Origin of the sequence: Mesorhizobium sp. M7A.F.Ca.US.005.03.1.1 (assembly GCF_003997975.1) — a bacterium.
GTDB lineage: Bacteria > Pseudomonadota > Alphaproteobacteria > Rhizobiales > Rhizobiaceae > Mesorhizobium > Mesorhizobium ciceri.
The window spans coordinates 46,366-66,019 of sequence record NZ_RZRO01000012.1; the positions used below are offsets into that span (position 1 = coordinate 46,366).

General features: G+C 64.2%; 18 protein-coding genes. 11 read left to right on the top strand and 7 right to left on the bottom strand.

The annotated features are described in order from the left end of the window. The first annotated feature begins 23 nt into the window (after positions 1 to 23). From EN990_RS08250 to EN990_RS08280, 7 genes are all read left to right on the top strand, one after another. Entirely contained in the window at positions 24 to 1,124 is a 1,101-nt protein-coding gene (locus EN990_RS08250) for a hybrid-cluster NAD(P)-dependent oxidoreductase (protein WP_127368351.1), read from the top strand. Positions 1,125 to 1,293: 169 nt separating this feature from the next. Continuing rightward, complete coding sequence (locus tag EN990_RS08255; protein WP_013528271.1) at positions 1,294 to 1,725, top strand: PqqD family protein; 432 nt, start codon at positions 1,294 to 1,296, stop codon at positions 1,723 to 1,725. A 48-nt stretch (positions 1,726 to 1,773) separates the two neighbouring features. Beyond that, positions 1,774 to 2,823, top strand: coding sequence for a serine kinase (locus tag EN990_RS08260; RefSeq protein ID WP_127368350.1), 1,050 nt, complete (start codon positions 1,774 to 1,776; stop codon positions 2,821 to 2,823). Continuing rightward, entirely contained in the window at positions 2,820 to 3,572 is a 753-nt protein-coding gene (locus EN990_RS08265; protein WP_027160995.1) for a glycosyltransferase family A protein, read from the top strand. Before EN990_RS08260 ends, EN990_RS08265 begins: the two co-directional genes overlap by 4 nt. Positions 3,573 to 3,627: 55 nt before the next feature. Then, positions 3,628 to 4,380 (top strand): glycosyltransferase family A protein, encoded by a 753-nt coding sequence (locus tag EN990_RS08270; protein WP_127368349.1) that lies wholly within the window; start codon positions 3,628 to 3,630, stop codon positions 4,378 to 4,380. Continuing rightward, on the top strand, positions 4,365 to 5,057 hold the full coding sequence (locus EN990_RS08275) for a glycosyltransferase family A protein (RefSeq protein WP_245469173.1): 693 nt from the start codon (positions 4,365 to 4,367) through the stop codon (positions 5,055 to 5,057). Before EN990_RS08270 ends, EN990_RS08275 begins: the two co-directional genes overlap by 16 nt. Further along, a complete protein-coding gene (locus EN990_RS08280; protein ID WP_027160997.1) occupies positions 5,054 to 6,529 on the top strand; it encodes a nucleotidyltransferase family protein in 1,476 nt (491 codons plus the stop codon). Before EN990_RS08275 ends, EN990_RS08280 begins: the two co-directional genes overlap by 4 nt. 40 nt (positions 6,530 to 6,569) lie before the next feature. Here EN990_RS08280 and EN990_RS08285 read toward each other — a convergent pair whose 3' ends face one another. The 6 genes from EN990_RS08285 to EN990_RS08310 all read right to left on the bottom strand — a co-directional run bounded on the left by EN990_RS08285 (position 6,570) and on the right by EN990_RS08310 (position 12,646). Further along, entirely contained in the window at positions 6,570 to 7,316 is a 747-nt protein-coding gene (locus EN990_RS08285; protein WP_127368347.1) for an FAD-binding oxidoreductase, read from the bottom strand. Further along, positions 7,313 to 7,924 carry a molybdopterin-dependent oxidoreductase gene (locus EN990_RS08290; protein ID WP_127368346.1) on the bottom strand — a complete coding sequence of 204 codons (612 nt, stop codon included), beginning with the start codon at positions 7,922 to 7,924 and terminating at the stop codon, positions 7,313 to 7,315. The genes EN990_RS08285 and EN990_RS08290 overlap by 4 nt, the downstream gene beginning before the upstream one ends. Before the next feature lie 148 nt (positions 7,925 to 8,072). Further along, positions 8,073 to 9,593: a DegQ family serine endoprotease gene (locus EN990_RS08295; protein WP_013528279.1), complete on the bottom strand. Its 1,521-nt coding sequence runs from the start codon at positions 9,591 to 9,593 to the stop codon at positions 8,073 to 8,075. A 245-nt stretch (positions 9,594 to 9,838) separates the two neighbouring features. Continuing rightward, positions 9,839 to 10,558: an MBL fold metallo-hydrolase gene (locus EN990_RS08300; protein ID WP_127368344.1), complete on the bottom strand. Its 720-nt coding sequence runs from the start codon at positions 10,556 to 10,558 to the stop codon at positions 9,839 to 9,841. 53 nt (positions 10,559 to 10,611) lie between these two features. After that, complete coding sequence (locus tag EN990_RS08305; RefSeq protein WP_013528281.1) at positions 10,612 to 11,778, bottom strand: diphosphate--fructose-6-phosphate 1-phosphotransferase; 1,167 nt, start codon at positions 11,776 to 11,778, stop codon at positions 10,612 to 10,614. 100 nt (positions 11,779 to 11,878) lie between these two features. Next, on the bottom strand, positions 11,879 to 12,646 hold the full coding sequence (locus EN990_RS08310; RefSeq protein ID WP_127370519.1) for a L,D-transpeptidase: 768 nt from the start codon (positions 12,644 to 12,646) through the stop codon (positions 11,879 to 11,881). A gap of 238 nt (positions 12,647 to 12,884) precedes the next feature. Between EN990_RS08310 and EN990_RS36620 the strand changes: the two genes are divergently transcribed. Then, complete coding sequence (locus EN990_RS36620; RefSeq protein ID WP_013528283.1) at positions 12,885 to 13,007, top strand: hypothetical protein; 123 nt, start codon at positions 12,885 to 12,887, stop codon at positions 13,005 to 13,007. A gap of 96 nt (positions 13,008 to 13,103) precedes the next feature. Further along, a complete protein-coding gene (locus EN990_RS08320; protein ID WP_023761181.1) occupies positions 13,104 to 13,727 on the top strand; it encodes a LysE family translocator in 624 nt (207 codons plus the stop codon). A gap of 52 nt (positions 13,728 to 13,779) precedes the next feature. Here EN990_RS08320 and EN990_RS08325 read toward each other — a convergent pair whose 3' ends face one another. Then, on the bottom strand, positions 13,780 to 16,569 hold the full coding sequence (locus EN990_RS08325) for an autotransporter outer membrane beta-barrel domain-containing protein (RefSeq protein ID WP_127385132.1): 2,790 nt from the start codon (positions 16,567 to 16,569) through the stop codon (positions 13,780 to 13,782). Between the two features lie 224 nt (positions 16,570 to 16,793). On the opposite strand from EN990_RS08325, the gene EN990_RS08330 reads away from it, so the two are divergent. Then, entirely contained in the window at positions 16,794 to 18,116 is a 1,323-nt protein-coding gene (locus EN990_RS08330) for a tetratricopeptide repeat protein (RefSeq protein WP_127368672.1), read from the top strand. Positions 18,117 to 18,198: 82 nt separating this feature from the next. Continuing rightward, positions 18,199 to 19,653 carry a xylulokinase gene (gene xylB / locus EN990_RS08335; RefSeq protein WP_027161005.1) on the top strand — a complete coding sequence of 485 codons (1,455 nt, stop codon included), beginning with the start codon at positions 18,199 to 18,201 and terminating at the stop codon, positions 19,651 to 19,653. Position 19,654: the final 1 nt, after the last annotated feature.

Sequence of the window (19,654 nt, forward strand, 5' to 3'; positions counted from 1 at the left end):
CAGGGGATAAGAGGATGAATGCGATGACGGACCTTGGCCTCTATCGCCATCTCGACCAGATGACGCCCTGGAACGACAGGCTGCAGGTGCTGGAAGTGATCGGCGTCAGCGACGAAGCGCCTGACGTGAAGACCTTCACCTTCCGCTCCGACAACCAGACCTGGTTCCGCTACAAACCGGGGCAGTTCGTGACTCTGGAACTGCCGACATCGGACGGGCCGCTGATGCGCACCTACACGCTGTCGTCCTCGCCGTCGCGGCCGTTCTCGATCGCGGTGACGGTCAAGGCGCAGGCGGGCAGCACCGGTACGCGCTGGATGTTCGACCATCTGACGCCCGGTTCGCACGTCAAGGCCTATGGGCCGACCGGCGACTTCTCGCTGCATAGCCACCCGGCCGCCAAATATCTGTTCATTTCGGCCGGTTCCGGCGTGACGCCGATGATGTCGATGCTGCGCTGGCTGAACGACTGCGCGCCATGGACCGATGTCGGCTTCGTCAACTGCGCGCGCCGCCCGGAAGAGATCATTTTCCGCAAGGAGCTCGAACTGCTCGGCAGCCGCATGCCTGGGCTGTCGCTCGGCTTCATGATCGAGGAGCGGTCGAGCCGCGAGGGCTGGTTCGGCCATATGGGCCGCATCGACGCGATCCGGCTGCCATTGCTGGCGCCCGATTTCCGCGAGCGCGAGATTTTCTGCTGCGGCCCCGATCCTTTCATGCGCGCCGTGCGTGGCATGCTGGACGCAGCCGGCTTCGACATGACGAAATACCATCAGGAAAGCTTTGCCGCGCCTGCCGTGGAGGAGATCCCGGCGCCGTTCTCGCCGCCGGCGGAAGACGGCGCCGCTGCCACCGTGGAGGCCGTGACACCGATCCGGTTCTCGCATTCCGATGTCGATGCCGAATGCGTCGCCGGCCAGACGGTGCTGCAGACGGCACGCGCCTCGGGGGTGCGGATTCCCGCCGCCTGCGAGTTCGGCCTGTGCGGCACCTGCAAGGTGAGGAAGGTCGCGGGCGACGTCGAGATGAGCCACAATGGCGGCATCCTCGATCACGAAATCGAGGACGGCTTTATCCTCGCCTGTTGCTCGAAGCCGCTTTCGGCGCTTGAAATCGAGGCGTGACCGGCAGGCACGGTCAGAGACTGTCCATGCCCGCGCGGCCTGCAGCTGCGCTCGGCCGGGCCTACGCCATCTTGCCAAAAACCCTGCAAATGGTTAGACGCCTGCAACGGTGGGGTTGACCGTAGGGGCCGAAGATCATCTCCGCGGCCTGCTTCGGCGGGGAGCAAACATGCGACAATCCGGCGTATATGCCATTGCCAGCAAGGATATCGTCTTTGAATCCTTCGATGGCGAAGCCGTCGTTCTCGACCTGACCACCGGTAAATATTTCGGCTTCTCTGATTCAGGCAGCAGGCTTTGGGATGCACTGTCGTCCGGCGTGCCTGCCTCCGAACTGGTCGGCGCCGCGACCGGGATTGGCGCCCTCGATGCCGCCGCGATTGACGGCTTTGTTTCACAATTGCTCGAATTCGGTTTGCTGGCGGCCGCAACCGATGGCGTGGCAAGACCGGTTCCCAGCGAATTGCTGGCTCAGCTCGCCGCTGCCGGCGAGCCCCTCAAGGTCGACATCCATGACGACCTTGCCGACCTCATTGTCGTCGATCCCATCCACGAGGTCGAGGAGCCCCTCGGCTGGCCCGCAGTGAAGCAGGCCAACTGAGGCGCCCGCCAGGCTCTCGTTGCCGGACAGCTCCGGAACAGGCAGACCATGCCAAACGTCACTCTCGAAAACCTGACTGACTACGCACGTCATGTCCTGGCGCAAGCGCAGAGCAGCGCCGCGCATTATCCACTGACCTGCAAGGTGGGCTTGCCGCATCTGGAGTTGACCACTCATGTGAGTGCCGGCGCGTTGGCGGATGCCTTCGCTCATGGCTTTGTCACGGCTGCGGACAACCGAGCGCCTGCCGACATCTGCCGCATCTTCGTCGCACATCCCGGCATTGACGGCATCGCGGCACCGGCCAGATGGGGCCAAGGACCCTTCACGCAGCATGGCTTCGCCACCAGGCTGGCGGAAGCCGGATTGCGCGGCAACCATTTCCATGACCTGGATTTCTGGCAGTTCTATGATCCGCAACGTCGCGTTGGCGTGCAATTGATGGCCTCGGCCGATGCCTTTCCACCGTGGGAGCCGGGAGCGCCGCTGCGCCCCTTCCTCCATTGGGAATATGCGGCACGTGGCATGCGGCTGGCCCATGCGGGGACGCTCGGCACCAAAGGCAGGGGCGTACTGCTGGCCGGCGCGGGCGGCGCCGGGAAATCCGGGACCGTCGCCGCCGGCCTCCTCCACGGGCTGGACAGCGTCGGCGACGATTATGTGCTGGTCGACCTCTCCAACGGCGTGACTGCCCGCCCGTTGTTTTCAACACTCAAGCAGGATCCCCAGGGATTCGCGCGACTTGGGCTGAAGCACCGGCTGAAGGCGCACGGTCCGCTCAACTGGCAAGGCAAGCATGCTTTTCACATTGACGACATTGCGCCACGGCCGGTGCCCGAAACTCTGGACATCGTTGCGCTGGTGGTGCCACATATCGGCGGAGGCGAGGCAAGTTCGATCGTGCCGGTGTCGCGCAGGGATGCCATGATTGCCTTGGCGCCGTCCGGCATAGCGCAGATGCCGGGCGAGCGGGAGAGCGGCTTTCGCTTCTTCAGCGACCTGACCCGCCTGCTGCCGTGCTATCGTCTGTCGCTGGGGACGCAGCCACAGGAGATAGCCGGCACGATTGCGGACTTTCTTGTGCGGGGCGCTTCGTGAAACTGAGCGTGATAATGCCCGTCTACAACCGTGAGCGCTATGTCGTTTCGGCATTGCGCTCGCTGGTGCGGCAGCGGGACGCCGCCGATCTCGACATCATCGTCATCGACGACGGTTCGACCGACGGCTCTGCTGAGGCCGTACGCTCGATGATGCGCGAAAACCCCTGCATCCGACTCTTCCAGCAATCGAACATGGGCGTGGCCAGGGCGCGCAACGCCGGGCTGCGGCAACTGCCGCCGGATGCGGAGTTCGTGTCATTCCTGGATTCTGACGACATCTCGCTGGCCGGACGGTTCAAGGCCGATCTCGCCCGCTTCGAGGCTACCTCCGGGCTTGAGCTAACCTATTCGCTGATGACGCTGGTCGACCGGATCGACGACGAGAAGCTCGAGCCGGAGGCGGACTGCTGTACCATGACGCTTCGCGGAATTTCGCTGAGCACCGCTCTCTTCAGTCGAACGCTTGTCGATCGCATCGGCCATTTCGACGAGGACTTTGAGCAGTCCGAGGACACGGATTATCTGTTGCGAGTCTTCGAAACCGGTCCGCGCTACGAATTGCCGAACACCGTCGCGATCTACTACCGACGCCACGCCGGAAATGTCACCAAGGAACATAGCGGCAGGGTCCGCAACCACTTGCGTGCAATCCACAAGTCGATGCGGCGGCGCAAGGCCGATCCGTCACGGCGAGAGGTCCAGGGCATCTTCGAATTGAAGAGTCCCGCCGATTGGCGGATGCCATGATGCTCGACACAATCGGCTCGGATCAGCCAAGCCCGCAACGCTGCTGGAGACGCCGATGAGGCTGAGCGTCATCATGCCGGTCTACAATCGCGAACAATTCGTTGGCCTGGCGCTGCGCTCGTTGCTCAGGCAGCGCGAAGACATCGATCTCGACATCATCGTCATCGACGACGGGTCGACCGATGGCTCGGCAGCCGTCGTACGGTCGTTAATCGACGAGGCCCCATGCATTCGTCTTTTCCAGCAGATCAATGGCGGGGTCACCAAGGCGCGCAATGCCGGGCTGAAGCAGTTGCTGCCGCAGACGCGTCTGGTGTCGTTTCTCGATTCGGACGACATCTCCCCGATAGGCCGCTTCAAGGCGGATCTCGCCTGCTTCGAAGAGGATCCTGGCCTCGAGCTGACCTATTCGCGCATGACGCTGGTCGACAAGATAGATGGCGAGACACTGGAACCGGCCGCCGACAGCCACTCCATCACCGTGCGGGGGATCCACCTGTCCGCCGGGATCTTCGCGCGAGACCTCATCGAGCGCACCGGTGGTTTCGACGAGGATTTCAAACAGGCCGAGGACACCGACTATCTGTTGCGTATCTTTGAGAGCCAGGCAAAATACGTTATGCCCGATACGGTGGCTCTCTATTACAGGCGTCATCCCGGCAACATGACCAAGGAAGCCGATGTGCCCTTTCGCGAGTTCATGCGCGCCATTCACAAGTCGATGAAGCGTCGCCGGGCCGACCCCAGCTTGCGCCGGGTGGAGGGGATTTTCGACTTCAAGGATCTCGCGCAGTGGCGGTTCCTTTGATGGCAGGCTACGGCGTCGTCATTCCGGCTTTCAACGCGGCCGCCACCATAGGCGCTGCCCTGAACTCCGTTCTGGCCCAGGCGGCAAAGGCGGAGGCCATCGTCGTGGTCGATGACGGTTCGACCGACGATACGGCCGCGGTGATCGATGCGATGAACCTGCCGGTGACGGTGCTGCGACAGGACAATACCGGACCCGGCAGCGCAACGACCCGTGGCATTGCGGCACTCTCGACGCCGCTCATCGCGACGCTCGATGCCGACGATTTGTGGCTGCCGGACAAGATCGAACAGCAACTGGCCTATCTCGGCCGTCATCCCGGGACAGCGGGCGTCTTTACGCATTGGCGGACGTTTCGCGGCGACAGCCCCGATTTGCCCGATGCGGCCAGTGGAGCCGGCTGGTCGCGCACGACGATGATGATCCGCCAGGAGGTGGTGCAGAGCGTCGGTCCCATCATCGACCCACCAGGCGGTCGCGGCGAGATGATCGACTGGATCGCCCGGGTTCGTGAGGCAGGCTTTGTACTTGCCATGCTCGACGACGTGCTTGCATTGCGCCGCATCCGTCCGGGCAGCCTTTCCTACGGCCGCGATCCGGCACGCGACCGGGGCTATATCCAGGTCGCAAGGCTCGCCATGCAGCGGCGGGCCCAGAACAAGGCGGGCTCCAGTTGAACGCCAGGCCTGTTCGCCGCATCAGCCGCCGCTTCCCGGACTATGGCTGGTCGTGGCCCACTGGCCAGTTGGACCTGTTGCTGAAGGCGGCGCTGCTCTCCGATGAGGACGCAGCCGCTGCCTGCGCCGCGCGCTGGCTCGACGAGAACGACATCGACCTCGTCTCGTTTCGAGAACATCGTCTGCTCGCCGCCATCTCCGACAGGTTCGGCAGAAAACTGGCCGGGCATACCGCGCACCCGCGCCTCGTCGGCCTGCAGAAGATGCTGTGGACGAAGTCGCGCATGGCGATGCGCGAGGCCGAGCCGGCGCTGAAGGCGATGGCCGACGGCGGCGCCGACATCATGCTGATCAAGGGCGCCAGCCGCATTGCCTTGAACGCGTCGGCGCAGCGTGGTCGGGTGGCGCATGACATCGACATACTGGTGCGCCCGCGCGACATGGCTGCCGTCTTCGACATCTTGCGCGACCGCGACTGGCAGATCGCCTCGGGCGTCAGCGCGCAATATCTGCGAACCCGGTTGGCGTCGCTGCGGTCGATGAACTTCTTCAAGGGCCGTTTCGGCGACATCGACCTGCACCAGCTCGGCTATGATGGGTCGCAGACGAGCGCGGAAGACGACCTGGCGATCTGGCAACGGGCGGTCCCGGCACAATTCAGCGGCGTCGCGGTCTTCGTGCCATCGCCGGCCGATCGCATGGCACTGGCCATCGCCCATGGCGGCCTCGACGCCCACACCCACAGCGACTGGCTTGTCGACTGCGCGGTCGCCATCCATGCCGAAGACGTCGATTGGGGGATGTTCCTCGACATCGTCGGAAGACGCGGCCTGGCGGTTCCAGCGGCGGTGGCGTTATCCTATCTGGCGTTCGAGATCGGCATTCCGGTGCCGGAACGGACAATGGCCAGAATCTTCGAGATGGCCGACCGGGCTGGCCTGTCGCGTTGGTCGTCGGTTCTGCAAGCCAAGCCGCGCACGGATTTCGGCGGCCTGGTCTGGCTGTCGCGCGGCCTTGCCAAGCAGTTGCGCCTGAAGCGGAAGAAGGGCCGGTTGCAGCAGGAGCCGCCCGCCAAACCCTGGCGCGGGAGACCGGCCGCGGGCAAGCCGCAAGCCGCATCGGCGCCTCTGGTGTTTTCGCAGGCCATCGCCTGTCCGCAAACGACCGGCGACATGATGCTCGACATCACCGTCAGGATCGGCGTTCCGCCGGTCCGGCGCCGCATCGAAATGGAGATCAATGACGGTGGCGAGCATATCGCTCGCCTGCGTGCCGTGGCTATCAGCCGATCCGGCAGGGAACGCGTGCTGCATTTTCGCGGCAAGGTGACGCTCGACGGCGCGCGAGTTGCCTTGACGCTCGAGGCGCGACCATCGCGACAGTTTCGCGAGTGGAACGACGCGGCCACGGTGGCCGCCTATGGCGCCTTGCCTTTCCAGTTGCTGTCGGCGGGTTTCTTGCCGATCGGCTGAAGGCGAATCCGACGAACCTTTCTCGCAAGGCGGCGTCCGCTCAAACTCCGTAGCGTTCGGTGCGGATGATTTCGGCTGCAACGCCGGCATCGATCAGCGCCTGGGCTGCCGCGGAAACGAAGGCATTGGAGCCGCAGACGAAGGCGATGCCAGGCGGCTCGGGCAGCCGCGCCATGGCTTGCGCCATCATCGCGACGTCCACCCGCCGCGCATAGTCGGCCGGGCGGCGTGCGGCTTCGCGGGTCAGTGTCAGCACCAGCTCGAAGCCGTCCTGACGCTCGTCGAGGGCGATCAGCTCGTCACGAAAGATCACTTCGTCCCAGACCCGGACCGAAAAGACCAGGACGACGGGCACCGCTGAATTCCGTGCGGCGCGGTGGCGGATCATCGACATCAAGGGCACGACGCCCGAACCGCCGCCGACCATCACAAGCGGCCCACTCTCATCCTTCGGCCAGACGAAATGCCCGCCAAGCGGCCCGCGCAGTTCGATTTCGTCGCCAATTGCCGCGACTTCGTGGAAGAAGGGCGAAACCTCGCCATCGTCGAGTTGTTCGATCGCCAGTTCGATTGCGCCATTCGTTTCGGGCGCGGAGGCGATGGAATAGGAGCGGCGCGCCTGATAGCCGTCCGGCGCCGTCAGCCTGACGTCGACATGCTGCCCGGCGCGATAGGCGAAGGGCCGAGACGGCTGAAAAAAGAAGCTGGTGACACGCGGCGTGCGCTTTTCGATGCGGACGATGCCGGCTGTTTGCCAGGGCGACTGCACTGCCGCCGTATCGCTCACGGATCGTCCGTGTAGCGTTGCTCGCGCCATGGGTCGCCATAGATATGGTAGCCGCGCAATTCCCAGAAACCGGGCTCGTCGCGCGTGGTGAATTGCAGGCTGTTCAGCCATTTGGCCGACTTCCAGAAATAGAGATGCGGCACCAGCAGCCTTGCCGGGCCGCCATGATCCGGCGTGATCGGCTTGCCTTCGTAGAGCAGCGCGACCATGGCCTTGCCGGCGGTGAGATCCTTGACCAGCACATTGGTGGTGTAACCGTCGAACGCGTGCGCCAGCGTGAAGCCGGTCGGCGGCTCCACACCCGCGTCGGCAAGGATATCGTCGACCAGCACGCCCTGCCACGGCGTGTCGAACTTGGTCCATGCGGTCACGCAATGGATATCGCGCGTCATCTTGGTCAACGGCAGCGCGTTGAACTCGGCCCAATTCCATTTCTTGATCGGCCGTGGCCCATGTTTCAGCGTGAAAAACCAATCCTCGGTGCGCACGCGCGGCGTCGGACCGGCCGACAGCACCGGAAAACCCTGTTCAAGATATTGGCCGGGCGGGATGCGGGCATCGTCATCGGTTGGCGGGCGCCGTCCTGAAGAGAAACCTCGGGTGACCATCGCGGCAATCTCCTGCATCGGGCCGACATCAGCCTGATGCAATGTTCTCGAAGATGTCGTGGCGGGCAACCAAAATCTTGACGGGCGGAGGCCGGAGGGGATCGTCGCCGACGAACCCTGCCGGTCCCGTTCACGTCAAGGCCATTACTCAGCCATTGGCAAAAGGCACCGCGATGTAGATCTGAGCGTCGCCACGCTCGACCAGCAACAGCACCGACTTGCGGCCAGACTTGCCGGCTTGCGCGATTGCCTGGGTTACCTGCCTGGCGTTCTTAACCGGCACCTGATTGACGGCAACGATGATGTCGCCGGCCTGTATTCCGGAAGCGGCGGCGGCTTTGTCGGGATTGACGCTGGCAACCACCGCGCCGTGCTGCTTGCCGGCTAGGTTCATCTGCTGGCGAATGTCGGGCGTTATATCCATCAAGCCGAGCCCTATCGCCGGAGCGCGCCCGGCACTGGGCGTGTCGGACCCGTCATCCAGCGACGCGGTCTTCGCATCGGCGCTGTTCTGGCCGACATCGACGGAAATCCGCATCGGCTTGCCTTTGCGCCAGACATCGACCGTTTCCGTGGCGCCCGGCGCGACATCGGCGACCGCCCGCGACAGGTCCTTGGGGTCCTTTACGTCCTGCCCGGCAAAGCTGGTGATGACGTCGCCCGTCTCGATGCCGGCCTTGGCCGCCGGCGAGCCGTCATTGACCTCTGAAACCAGCGCGCCGCCGGGATGGTCGAGCCCGATGGCGCTCGCGACATCCGGTGTCACCTCCTGGATCTGAACGCCGAGATAGCCGTACTGGATGGAGCCGCCCTTCATCAGCTTGGCCACCACCTTCTGGGCCTGGTCCGACGGAATGGCAAAGCCGACGCCGACGCTGCCGCCATTGGGCGAATAGATCGCCGTGTTGATGCCGACGACATTGCCGGCGACATCCACCAGCGGACCGCCGGAATTGCCGTGGTTGATCGGCGCGTCGATCTGGATGAAATCGTCGAACGGGCCGCTATGCAGGTCACGGCCGCGCGCCGAGACGATGCCTGCCGTGACGGTGGTGCCGATGCCGAACGGGTTGCCGAAGGCCAGCACCTGGTCGCCTGGCATAAGCTTGTCGGAATCGCCCCATTTGACGGTCGGCAGGGGTTTGTCCGACTTGATCTTCAGCACGGCGAGATCGTTCTTGGCATCGCGCCCGACAAGCTTGGCCGGAAGTTCGGTGCCGTCGTCGAGCGTCACCTTGATCGAAGAGGCCCCATCGATGACGTGATTGTTGGTGACGATGGTGCCGTCGGAGGCGACGATGAAGCCGGAACCCAGCGCCTCGGCGCGCTGCGGTTGCTGTTGCGGCGGCGTCTTGGGCGTCGGCATGCCCTGGTCACCGAAGAACTGGCGGAAATAGTCGTCGAAAGGCGAGCCGCCGTCGAAAGGAGAGGCATCGCTCATCGTTTCAGGCTGTGCCTTCATGACGGTGGTGACCGTCACCACCGCCGGCTTGTCGGCGGCAACGATGGGTGCGAACGAGCCATTGGGCGCAGTGATGCCGGCAACAGGTGTCTGGGTGGTCGGAACGGTGTTGCCCGCGCTTTGGGCGAAAGACATGACGAAGGGGGATATGATCAGCGCAGCGCCCAGCAAGGCCGCGACGCGATGCCTACGAAGGATATCTGACATGGTCGTTTGTCCGGGCGAGAGTTGATCCAGCGCCGTGGCCTCCCATGCGGGAAATCGGTCATCGGCGTGTCGAGGTTGCAATTGCCCGTCTCGCCTACATGGCAGCCAACCGGATCGACGGCCTTACATCTAGGGCGCGGATTGGCCCGATTTAGGGTTTTCGGGCGACCTTACGAAGATTTAATATCCGCACGGCGGCAGGGTCACAAAGTCGTCGGGTCGCGCCTTGCTGCCTCGCTGGAGCCTTAGCCACCGGCGGTTCGTCCGAGATAGGCCGTAGCAATCTCGCGCATGCGCTTGCCGTCGAAGCTCGGTCCGTGTCCTCCATGACCGATACGGATCGACAGGTCGAGCAGGCGCCGCATCGTACTGATATAGGCGGCCCGGTCGGAATCCGGCAGGTCGTCTATTAGCATGGCGTCGTAGATGGCATCGCCGCTGAAGAACAGTCCGTCGGCCTCGTCGAACAGCGCGATCGAATCCGGTGAATGGCCCGGCAAATGCAGCACGCGAAATTGCCGGTCGCCAAGATCGACGACATCGCCCTCGTCCAGGGTTCGCGTCAACGGCGCGGGCGGGATCCTGTAGTCGGCCGACTTCCATCCGGGCGCCGGCAGTTTCGAGACGGCACCCTCGAGGTCGTGGAACATGTAGGCGTAAGTCGCGGCCTCATCCATGGTCTCGAACCGAGCCGCGCTCATTCTTGGCCCGGCCCGCAACGGGAATTCATGCAGCGAGCCGACGTGGTCGAGATGGATGTGGGTGGCAACGACCAGCAACGGCTTGCCCTGCGGCGTCTCGATCTGCGGCGCCAGCGGACAGATGCCCATACCGGTGTCGACGAGCAGGTCGGCATCGCGACCGCGCAGATGCCAGATATTGGCCCGAACATAGGCATGCACGAAGGGCTCGGTCAGCATCGTCGTCTTGCCGTCGACCACGCTCCTGCTGAACCAGCTCGGCATCAAGTGTGAGTCCGGCATACGAAGTGAGCCGGGCATCAGGTGTGAGCCCGGCATCAGACGAAGGGCTTCCCGACCTTGTACTTTTCCGGCACCAGCCGCTTGAGATAGGCCATGCCGGCATCCGACAGCTGATTGACGTCGGGCTTCATGAAATCGTCCGGCATGTGGCGGGTCTTGCCGGCGACGTTCTTGAGCGGCACTTTCTTCAGCACCGTTCTGGTGCCGTCATATTGCAGCGCCACCGAGCCGCCGCCCTGTTCGGCGACGGTGACGGCGAAAGCGCCGGCATCGAAAGCCTCCTGCGCGTCGACCGCGCTGATGGCGCCGATATAGCCGCGCGGCATGTAGCCGAGCGCATCGACGCGGGCACGCTTGCCCGGCAGGCCTTCCGCCAACGCGCGCTCGAGTGCGGCCGGCAGGTCGCTGCCCGACAGCTTGACGTTGCCATGCGCGTCGCGCTCAAGCTTGTCCGGCGGCACCAGGCTTTCGACCAATGCCTTGCCGTCGGCGGTGCTGACGCCTTCCGAAACGGCGACGATGCAGCGCTTGTGGCGATCGAGCGTGGCACGCACGTCGTCGATGAAGCCAGCGGCTGAGAATGGGCGCTCGGGCACATAGACGAGATGAGGGCCGCTGTCGGGGTCGAGCTGCCAGGCAGCGGCAGCCGCGGTCAGGAAGCCCGCATGCCGGCCCATGACGATGCCGACATAGATGCCGGGCAGCGCGCGAAAATCGAGATCGACGGACAGGAAGGCGCCGGCGACGAACTCGGCCGCCGAAATAAAGCCCGGCGTGTGGTCGTTTTCCTCGAGATCATTGTCGATGGTTTTTGGCGCATGAACAAAGGCAATTGAGCCGCCGGCGGCGTCGGTCAGGATCTGCTGGGTACCCGACGTGTCGTTGCCGCCGATATAGATGAAGGCGTCGGCGCCGGCCTTCTTCAGGCCGTTGAGGATGACATCGCAATAGGCGGCGTCGGGCTTGTCGCGCGTCGAGCCGAGGGCGGCGCTCGGCGTGCCGGCAATCAGCCGCAGGCGGTCTTCCGGAATGGCGGAAAGGTCGACATAATTGCCGTCACGGATGCCGCGCACGCCATGGATCGAGCCCAGCACCTTGGCACCGGGATGCCGCTTGCGGATCTCCAGCGTCGCCCCGACAACCGTCTGGTTGATGACGGCGGTTGGGCCGCCGCCCTGCGCGATGACAAACGTTCCAGCCATGCTTGATTTCTCCCGGCGCGATGGTTTTCAAGGCACCTTGGCCTGTCTTGCCGCATCGCGCAACGGGAGTTTCGAGCGGCGCCAACACGCCGCATAAGCGTCAGACGACGACGACCGGATTTTTCTTGGAGACGCGGCTGTAGAGGTCGATGATGTCCTGGTTGATCAGGCGCACGCAGCCCGACGACATCGCTTGCCCGATGCTCCACCATTCGGGCGAGCCGTGGATGCGATAGCCGGTGTCCTTGCCGTCCTGGTAGATGTAGAGGGCACGCGCGCCGAGCGGATTGGTGAGGCCGCCGGGCTGTCCGGCCTGCCATTTCACCAGTTCAGGCTTGCGGGCGATCATCTCCGGCGGCGGCGTCCAGGTCGGCCATTCCCTGCCGTACTGGATGTTGGCGCGGCCGGACCAGCGGAAACCGTCCTTGCCGATGCCGACGCCGTAGCGAATGGCATCGCCACCCGGCTGGACGAGATAGAGCATGCGCTCCTTGAGATGGACGACGATGGTGCCGGGCGCCTCGCCTGTCGTGTCGACGACGATCTGGCGGCGGAATTCCGGCTTGACCTTCAGATATGGCACTTCCGGCACGTTGAAGCCGCCGTCGGTCAGCCCGGCATACATGACCCCGGGACTGGTGACGTTCTTGTCGACGCTGATGCTTGGCCGGATCGGCCGCACGGAACCCGTGGTGACGTCGTCGAGCTCGAGCGCCGGCAGGCCGCCGCCCGAGGTCGAGCAACCGGCGGCGCTCAGCAGCGCAAGCGCCCCTGCCCCGGACAGGATGGCGCGGCGGCAAAGATGATGATCGGTTTCGATTGCGTCGCCATTTCGCGGCGGCGTCAGACCTTGCGGCAACTCACGCATATACCCAGACCCTACGCTGTCGGCGGGAAGCACGGTCCGGCCGGATAGCAGGCATTTTCCTCATTCATGGTTGATAAAGCGTGAAGAGCTTGCACAGCCTGCATTTGCGCATGGCCTTGGCGATGTTCGACCTTCTTGCCTGAACTTGAACGAAGGCTGCTGCACAAAAAGACCTCGGTCGAGTCATATTCCCGGCGCCGGCGTCTCCTACTCCTCGAACCATCAGCGAGGGGCCTCCATGTGCAAGACCTTAAAAACCGACATCAAGCTTTTTGCCGCTGCCATTGTCGCGGCGGCAACCGTTCTTGGTGCCAATGTCAGCCTGGCCGATATAGTGAGCACGCTGAGCGGCGCGAACTGACACCGATCTGCCGCTGGCGCAGTTAGGGAAATCGCCTCTTTACATTCTTCCGGGCCTAAGGATTTATCCTCTTCTTTAAGCTCAAAGGAGACGAGCATGTCCTTCGAAAACTGGGCCGCCTTCGCTGCCGCATCGACGATCCTTCTCATCATTCCAGGTCCGACCATCCTGCTGGTCGTGTCCTATGCGCTGGGCCAGGGCTGGCGTACCGCTCTGCCGATGGCCGTCGGCGTGGCGTTGGGGGATTTCACTGCGATGACGTTGTCGATGCTGGGTATCGGCGCGCTGCTGGCGGCCTCGGCGACCGTCTTCACCATCCTGAAGCTGATCGGCGCCGGTTATCTGATCTATCTTGGCGTGAAACTGTTTCGCGCCGGCGGCGCGTTGAAGGCCGAACCGCGCACCGACGCGGTCTCCTCGGCCAAGATGATGGCGCACGCCTGGCTCGTCACCGCGCTCAACCCGAAAAGCATCACGTTCTTCGTTGCTTTCCTGCCGCAGTTCCTCGACCGGCACGCCGATTTCTGGACGCAGATGCTGATCTTCGAGACGACCTTCCTGGCGCTCGCCTTCGCCAATGCCTTCGGCTATGCGCTGATCGCGGCACGCGCACGCAACGTGGTGCGCAATCCCAAGGCGATCCGCATCTTCAACCGCACCGGCGGTACGCTGCTGGTCGGCGCCGGCATCGCCACGGTGGCGATGCGTTCCAGCAATTAAGCTGTCTTTTTGATCATGATCCCGAAACTGGTTTTCGGGATCATGACCGGCCTTACCATTTGACGCTGAAGCCCAGATTGCCTTCGAGGATCCGACGCTTGTCGCCACCGAGATTGGTGGTGTAGTCGCCGGTGGCGAAGATGCTGACCTTGTCCGTCACCTTGGCAATCACGCCGCCGCCGAACTCGAACGAGGTCGATCTGCCCTCGGTCGAGATGTCGGTGGTGTCGAAATTGACATGGCTGGTGCCGCCGAAATCGTGCCAGATGTTGGCCTTGAGATACGGCTGCAGCGCCATGCCATTGATCGCTGTTTCGCCTTGCAGCCGTGCGCCGAGCCGGCCGGTCACGCTGCCGTCCGTATCGAAGGAAACCGAAGCAAAGCGGTCCGACGCATCGTCGAGCGACAATTGCTGCCAGACCAGTTGCGCCTGCGGTTCAAGCGTCCAGCCTTGCGCCAGCGCGATGGGATAGCCGCCTTCCAGCGAAGCGGTGACGCCGGTCCCGCCGACGTCGATGCCAATGTCGCGCGACGATGTTGCGTTGCCGCCGAAGAAGGTGGCCATGAGGACGCCGTCCAGGTACCAGCCACCCTGACCGATCCGGGTCCAGTAGCCGCCGATACTGGTGCCGTTGATATCCATGCTGCCGACGGACAGATTGTCCCTGCCCAGCGCCTGGCCGCGCACGTCGCCATTCATGCTGGCATAGGCGACGAACAGGCCGGCGCGATCGGTCTGGCCCGACGCGGTTTCGCGGCCGAACAGATCGAAGCCCGCCTGGAGGCCGAACAGGGTGCCGTCAAAGGACGGCGACACCGTTCCTGAATAGGCCATTTTGCTGTCCTGACCGAAGATGCGGCCCCAGACCGGCGACAGCTCGGTGTTCGACAACAGGCTCTGCTCGCCGCGCCGTTCGTGGAATGTGCCGAGCGTCGTCATCGCCAGATGTTCGGCGACCGGCGGCAAGGCCGAATAGACCGGAACCTCGATGCGATAGAGCAGGATTTCCTCGCCCGCCGCCGCTGTCGGCAGGTCGGGCACCTCAGTTGGCACCACCGGCGGCGGCGGGGGCGGATCCGCCACTGGTGCCGGTGGTGGTGGCGGTGGTGTCGCGGGCGGCGGATCGGCCGGCACGACCGGCGGCGCCGGATCAACCGGATCGGGATCGCCGGGGGTGGATTCCGGCGGAGGCGGCGGCGCAGGGTCGATGGGCGGCGGCGGCGGCGGTTCGGCCGCCGGCGGCTCAGGTGCCGGCGGCGGAGCAGGTTCCAGCGCCGGCGGGGCTGCGGCCGGCGGGGCCGGCGTGTTCAGCGTCGAGCGCAGGTACCAGTTCTCCTCGCTGCCGGCGCTGACGCCGCCCTTGAACAGATAATATTCAAAGGCCCCGGCGGCGACCGGGGCGTCGAGCGCGAATGTCGTGGCGCCCGAGGTGGCGCCGTTGATTGCCTGGATGACCATGATGCCGTCCTGCGTGGTCGCAGCCCCCGCGCCGCCGAGATTGACCACGGAGATGCCGGTCGAACCGGAAGCCGTTCCGCTCGACAGGACCAACTTGTCGGATGCGGAGGAATCGTCACCGAGCTCGGTCTGGATAAGCAGCAGGCCACCCAGGCCGACATAATTGCCCGAAATCGTCAGGCTGTCGGTGGCGCCGGTGCTGCCATTGGTCAGGTCGATGCGCCCGGCATTGGTGACCTGCGCCAGCTGGCCTGCCGTAAACGCCTGGATCGCCGCATTGAAGCCGCCGCCGTAGAGCGTGCTTGCGGCATCGACACTGAGCGAACCCGTGCCGGTGCCGCTGTCGCCGAGCACCAGATTGCTGTCCATCGTCAGCTGGGTGTCATTGGTGGCGTCGATGCTTTCCCAGTTCTGGAGCCGGCTGACGCCATCCAGTTTGACGTTGTCCAGGGTCAGCGCATCGGTGCCGGCACCACCTGATATGGCATCCGTGGCACCGAGATTGGCGTTGGTGAGGTTGCTGAGCCTGGCGGTGTCGTTATCGCCGCCGAGATCGACGGAACCATAGATGATGCCGCCACCGTTCCAGACGAAATTGTCGGCGCCAAAGCTCATCAGTATATCGCCACCGACCGTGCCGCCGGTGACCGTGACGCTGTCATTGCCGCCGCTGACGCTGATGTTGCCGCCGATGGTGCCGCCCGACAGGATGATCGTGTCCTTGTCGAAGCCAGTGACGAGGTTGCGGTCGATGGTGCCGCCTGACATGTTGAAATAGTTCTGATCGAGCTTCATGTTGACCCGGCCGATGCGGCCACCGGTCATCACGGCGTGGTCGCCATCGTCGAAGAAATCGACGATGCGTCCGCCGGTCATGGTGAAGGTGTCGAGGCCGTCGCCCTGGTTGAGCGAGCCGATCTGGCCGCCGCTCATGTTGAAGTCGTCGATGCCGGCGCCCTGCTGGACATTGCCGGTGACGGTGCCCGCGCCAATTTTGAAGAAATCCGTGCCGCCACCCTGATCGACGGTGCCGGTTATGGTGCCTGACTGCATGTCGATGCGGTCCGTGCCGACGCCAAAGGTCACATTGCCTGATATCTGCCCGGTGCCGCCGGCGGGAAAATTCAGCGTGTTGTCGCCGTCGAGATCGGTGAGGCTGCCGCCTGAGTCGCCGCTGTCACAGGTGTAGACGGTGTTTCCGGCGGATGGAGCCAGCACGCATGCGGCAAACGCGGCGGAGTTGGGCAGCAACGCAAAAGCTGTAGTTGAGAGGATGCTAATAAGCCACGGATGTAACGGATGCGGCTTTCGCCATTGCGAAGCAATTGTCACCTGCACATCCGCCGAACGACTGTTCGGAAGCGAGTTCTTCACATGCCGCATCGCGTCCCCTCTCGATTCGCGATTTCCAGCCCCCGCCAGCCGCCGCAATGAAGACACAATTCATTCAATTTTACAAAGCCTAATCTGCCCCGCATGGTTGCTAAACTGCAAAGACTACTGAAAGGTCTGGCGTAGCGCACGGTTGGCGTGTCCGTGGCCTATGCTTTAGGATCGCTTTGGGCCGAAGGATCAAGGGCCTGTCACGGGTCGATAAAGGACATCGCATGGCAACCAGGGACGCATTCGGCCTGGCACTTTCGGGCGCGACGGAGGCGGGATTCACGCCTTACAGCCAGGCAGTGCGTGAACTGCAGTGCTTCATCGGCGATCCCGTAGCTTCCGTCGACCGCGCCATCGCTGAAGATCCCGGCTTCGTCATGGCCCATGTCTTCAAGGGATATCTCTTCGGCCTCGCCACCGAGCGGGAGGCGACGGCCGTGGCCAAGGCTTGCCATGAGGCCGCACTGCCGCTTGCCGCGACCACGCGCGAGCGGGCGCATGTCTCGGCCCTTGGCCATCTCGCCAGCGGGCGCTGGCATGAGGCCAGCCGCGTTCTCGAGGACATCACCATCGAGACCCCGCGCGACGGGCTGGCGCTGCAGGTCGGCCACCAGATCGATTTCTTCACCGGCAATGCCCGCATGCTGCGCGACCGCATCGCTCGTGCCCTGCCTTCGTGGCAAAGCGGCATGCCCGGCTACCACGCCATGCTCGGCATGCAGGCTTTCGGGCTGGAGGAAATGGGTGACTATGTCAGGGCCGAGCAGCTTGGCCGCGAGGCAGTCGACATCGAGCCGCGCGACGGCTGGGCGCAGCACGCCGTCGCCCATGTCATGGAGATGCAAAGCCGGCAAAGGGATGGCATTGCCTGGATGCGCGCCAATCCGGAAGCGTGGACACGGGAGAGCTTCCTGCAGGTCCACAATTGGTGGCACCTGGCGCTGTTCCACTATGATCTCGGCGAGACCGACGCGGTGCTGGCCCTCTATGACGGCCCTATCTACAGCGTGCAATCGACGATGGCGCTCAACATGGTCGATGCCTCGGCAATCCTGTGGCGGCTCCACCTCGGCGGCGTCGATGTCGGCGACCGCTGGGCGGCACTCGCCGCCAACTGGGGCAAGGCGGGAGCGGGCCTTTATGCCTTCAACGACGCCCACGCGATGATGGCCTTCGTGGGTGCCGGGTTAGATGCGCCGGCCCTCGCCTTGCTCGAGGCTCAGCGCGAGGCCATGCGTGGCAGCGACGACAATGCGGCTTTCACGCGAGATGTCGGCCATCCGCTGACGCTCGCCATCAAGGCATTCGGTGAGGGCAGCTACGCCGAGACCGCGCGCCTGATCCGGCCGATCCGCGCGATCGCACATCGTTTCGGTGGCAGCCACGCCCAGCGCGACGTCATCGACCTGACGCTGATCGAGGCGGCCTTGCGCGCCGGTGAGGGTGCGCTGGCCAGGGCGCTCACGGCGGAGCGTTCGATGGCGCGGCCCGACAGTCCGCTGTCAGCGCTGTTTGTGCGACGCGCCGCCGATTTGTCGGAGAATTGACCCGAAGCGGATCTTGTTTTAAAAACTGGCCAAGCCAGATTTTTTCGAGACCCGAAAAAATTAACTGGCGTGGGAGGAAGACATGTATCTGGGCCTCGATCTCGGGACGTCGGGCGTCAAGGCGCTGCTGATCGATGCCGGGCAAACCGTCATCGGTTCCGGCCATGGTTCGCTTGATGTTTCACGGCCGCACCCCGGCTGGTCGGAACAGAATCCCGAGCACTGGATCCGGGCCTGCGAAGACGCAATCGCCGAGCTCAAATCCTCCCATCCGCATGAACTCGCGGCAGTCAAGGGCATTGGCCTGTCTGGCCAGATGCATGGCGCCACGCTGCTTGACGCCGCCGACAAGGTGCTGCGCCCCTGCATCCTGTGGAACGACACGCGCAGCCATGCCGAGGCCGCCGTCCTCGATGCCGATCCGCGTTTCCGCGCCCTGACCGGCAACATCGTCTTTCCCGGGTTCACCGCGCCGAAACTGGCCTGGGTGAAGAACAACGAGCCCGCTGTCTTCGCCAAGGTCGCAAAAGTGCTGCTGCCCAAGGATTTCCTGCGGCTCTGGCTTTCGGGCGAGCACATTTCGGAAATGTCGGATTCTGCCGGCACGTCCTGGCTCGATGTCGGCAAGCGGCGCTGGAGTGCGGATTTGCTCGCGGCGACATCGCTCGATGAAAAGCAGATGCCGTCGCTGGTCGAGGGTACGCAGAAGGCAGGCGCATTGCGCAGCGAATTGGCATCGAAGTGGGGCGTCCAGGCCGGCATTCCGATCGCCGGTGGCGCCGGCGACAACGCGGCCTCGGCCTGCGGCATGGGCACGGTTGGCGCCGGCCACGCTTTTGTTTCGCTCGGCACGTCGGGTGTGCTGTTTGCCGCCAACGCTTCCTACCTGCCCAACCCGGCTAGCGCGGTTCACACCTTCTGCCACGCGCTTCCGAACACCTGGCACCAGATGGGGGTCATCCTGTCGGCAACCGATTCGCTCAACTGGCTGTCGGAAATCACCGGGAAGAGCGCCGGCGAGTTGACCACTGAGCTCGGCGACACATTGAAGGCGCCGAGCGGCGTGTCCTTCCTGCCATACCTCTCGGGTGAGCGCACGCCCTACAATGATTCCGCCATTCGCGGCGCGTTCACCGGGCTGGCGCATCAATCGAGCCGTGCCGTGCTGACCCAGGCCGTGCTGGAGGGTGTAGCCTTTGCCTTCCGCGACAGCCTCGAAGCGCTGGCCACGGCCGGCACAGCCTTGACGCGGGTGACGGCGATCGGCGGCGGTTCGCGCTCACGCTACTGGTTGAAGGCGATTGCCACCGCGCTTCAACTGCCTGTCGACATTCCTGCCGACGGCGACTTCGGCGCCGCCTTTGGTGCCGCGCGGCTCGGCCTGATCGCGGCGACGGGTGCCGATCCGCTCGAAATCTGTACGGCCCCGAGGACGGACGCAACTATCGAACCGGATGCGGCGCTCGGCGGCGCCTATGCCGATGCCTATCAGCGCTACCGGGCGCTGTACCCGGCAATCAGGGTCGCCACGGCGTGAA

Coding starts and splice junctions, on each gene's coding strand:
- EN990_RS08325 (WP_127385132.1), bottom strand. CDS start 16,569: ATGCGGCATGTGAAGAACTCGCTTCCGAACAGTCGTTCGGCGGATGTG.
- EN990_RS08330 (WP_127368672.1), top strand. CDS start 16,794: ATGGCAACCAGGGACGCATTCGGCCTGGCACTTTCGGGCGCGACGGAG.
- EN990_RS08320 (WP_023761181.1), top strand. CDS start 13,104: ATGTCCTTCGAAAACTGGGCCGCCTTCGCTGCCGCATCGACGATCCTT.
- EN990_RS08295 (WP_013528279.1), bottom strand. CDS start 9,593: ATGTCAGATATCCTTCGTAGGCATCGCGTCGCGGCCTTGCTGGGCGCT.
- EN990_RS08270 (WP_127368349.1), top strand. CDS start 3,628: ATGAGGCTGAGCGTCATCATGCCGGTCTACAATCGCGAACAATTCGTT.
- EN990_RS08290 (WP_127368346.1), bottom strand. CDS start 7,924: ATGGTCACCCGAGGTTTCTCTTCAGGACGGCGCCCGCCAACCGATGAC.
- EN990_RS36620 (WP_013528283.1), top strand. CDS start 12,885: ATGTGCAAGACCTTAAAAACCGACATCAAGCTTTTTGCCGCTGCCATT.
- EN990_RS08255 (WP_013528271.1), top strand. CDS start 1,294: ATGCGACAATCCGGCGTATATGCCATTGCCAGCAAGGATATCGTCTTT.
- EN990_RS08305 (WP_013528281.1), bottom strand. CDS start 11,778: ATGGCTGGAACGTTTGTCATCGCGCAGGGCGGCGGCCCAACCGCCGTC.
- xylB (WP_027161005.1), top strand. CDS start 18,199: ATGTATCTGGGCCTCGATCTCGGGACGTCGGGCGTCAAGGCGCTGCTG.
- EN990_RS08310 (WP_127370519.1), bottom strand. CDS start 12,646: ATGCGTGAGTTGCCGCAAGGTCTGACGCCGCCGCGAAATGGCGACGCA.
- EN990_RS08260 (WP_127368350.1), top strand. CDS start 1,774: ATGCCAAACGTCACTCTCGAAAACCTGACTGACTACGCACGTCATGTC.
- EN990_RS08250 (WP_127368351.1), top strand. CDS start 24: ATGACGGACCTTGGCCTCTATCGCCATCTCGACCAGATGACGCCCTGG.
- EN990_RS08300 (WP_127368344.1), bottom strand. CDS start 10,558: ATGCCGAGCTGGTTCAGCAGGAGCGTGGTCGACGGCAAGACGACGATG.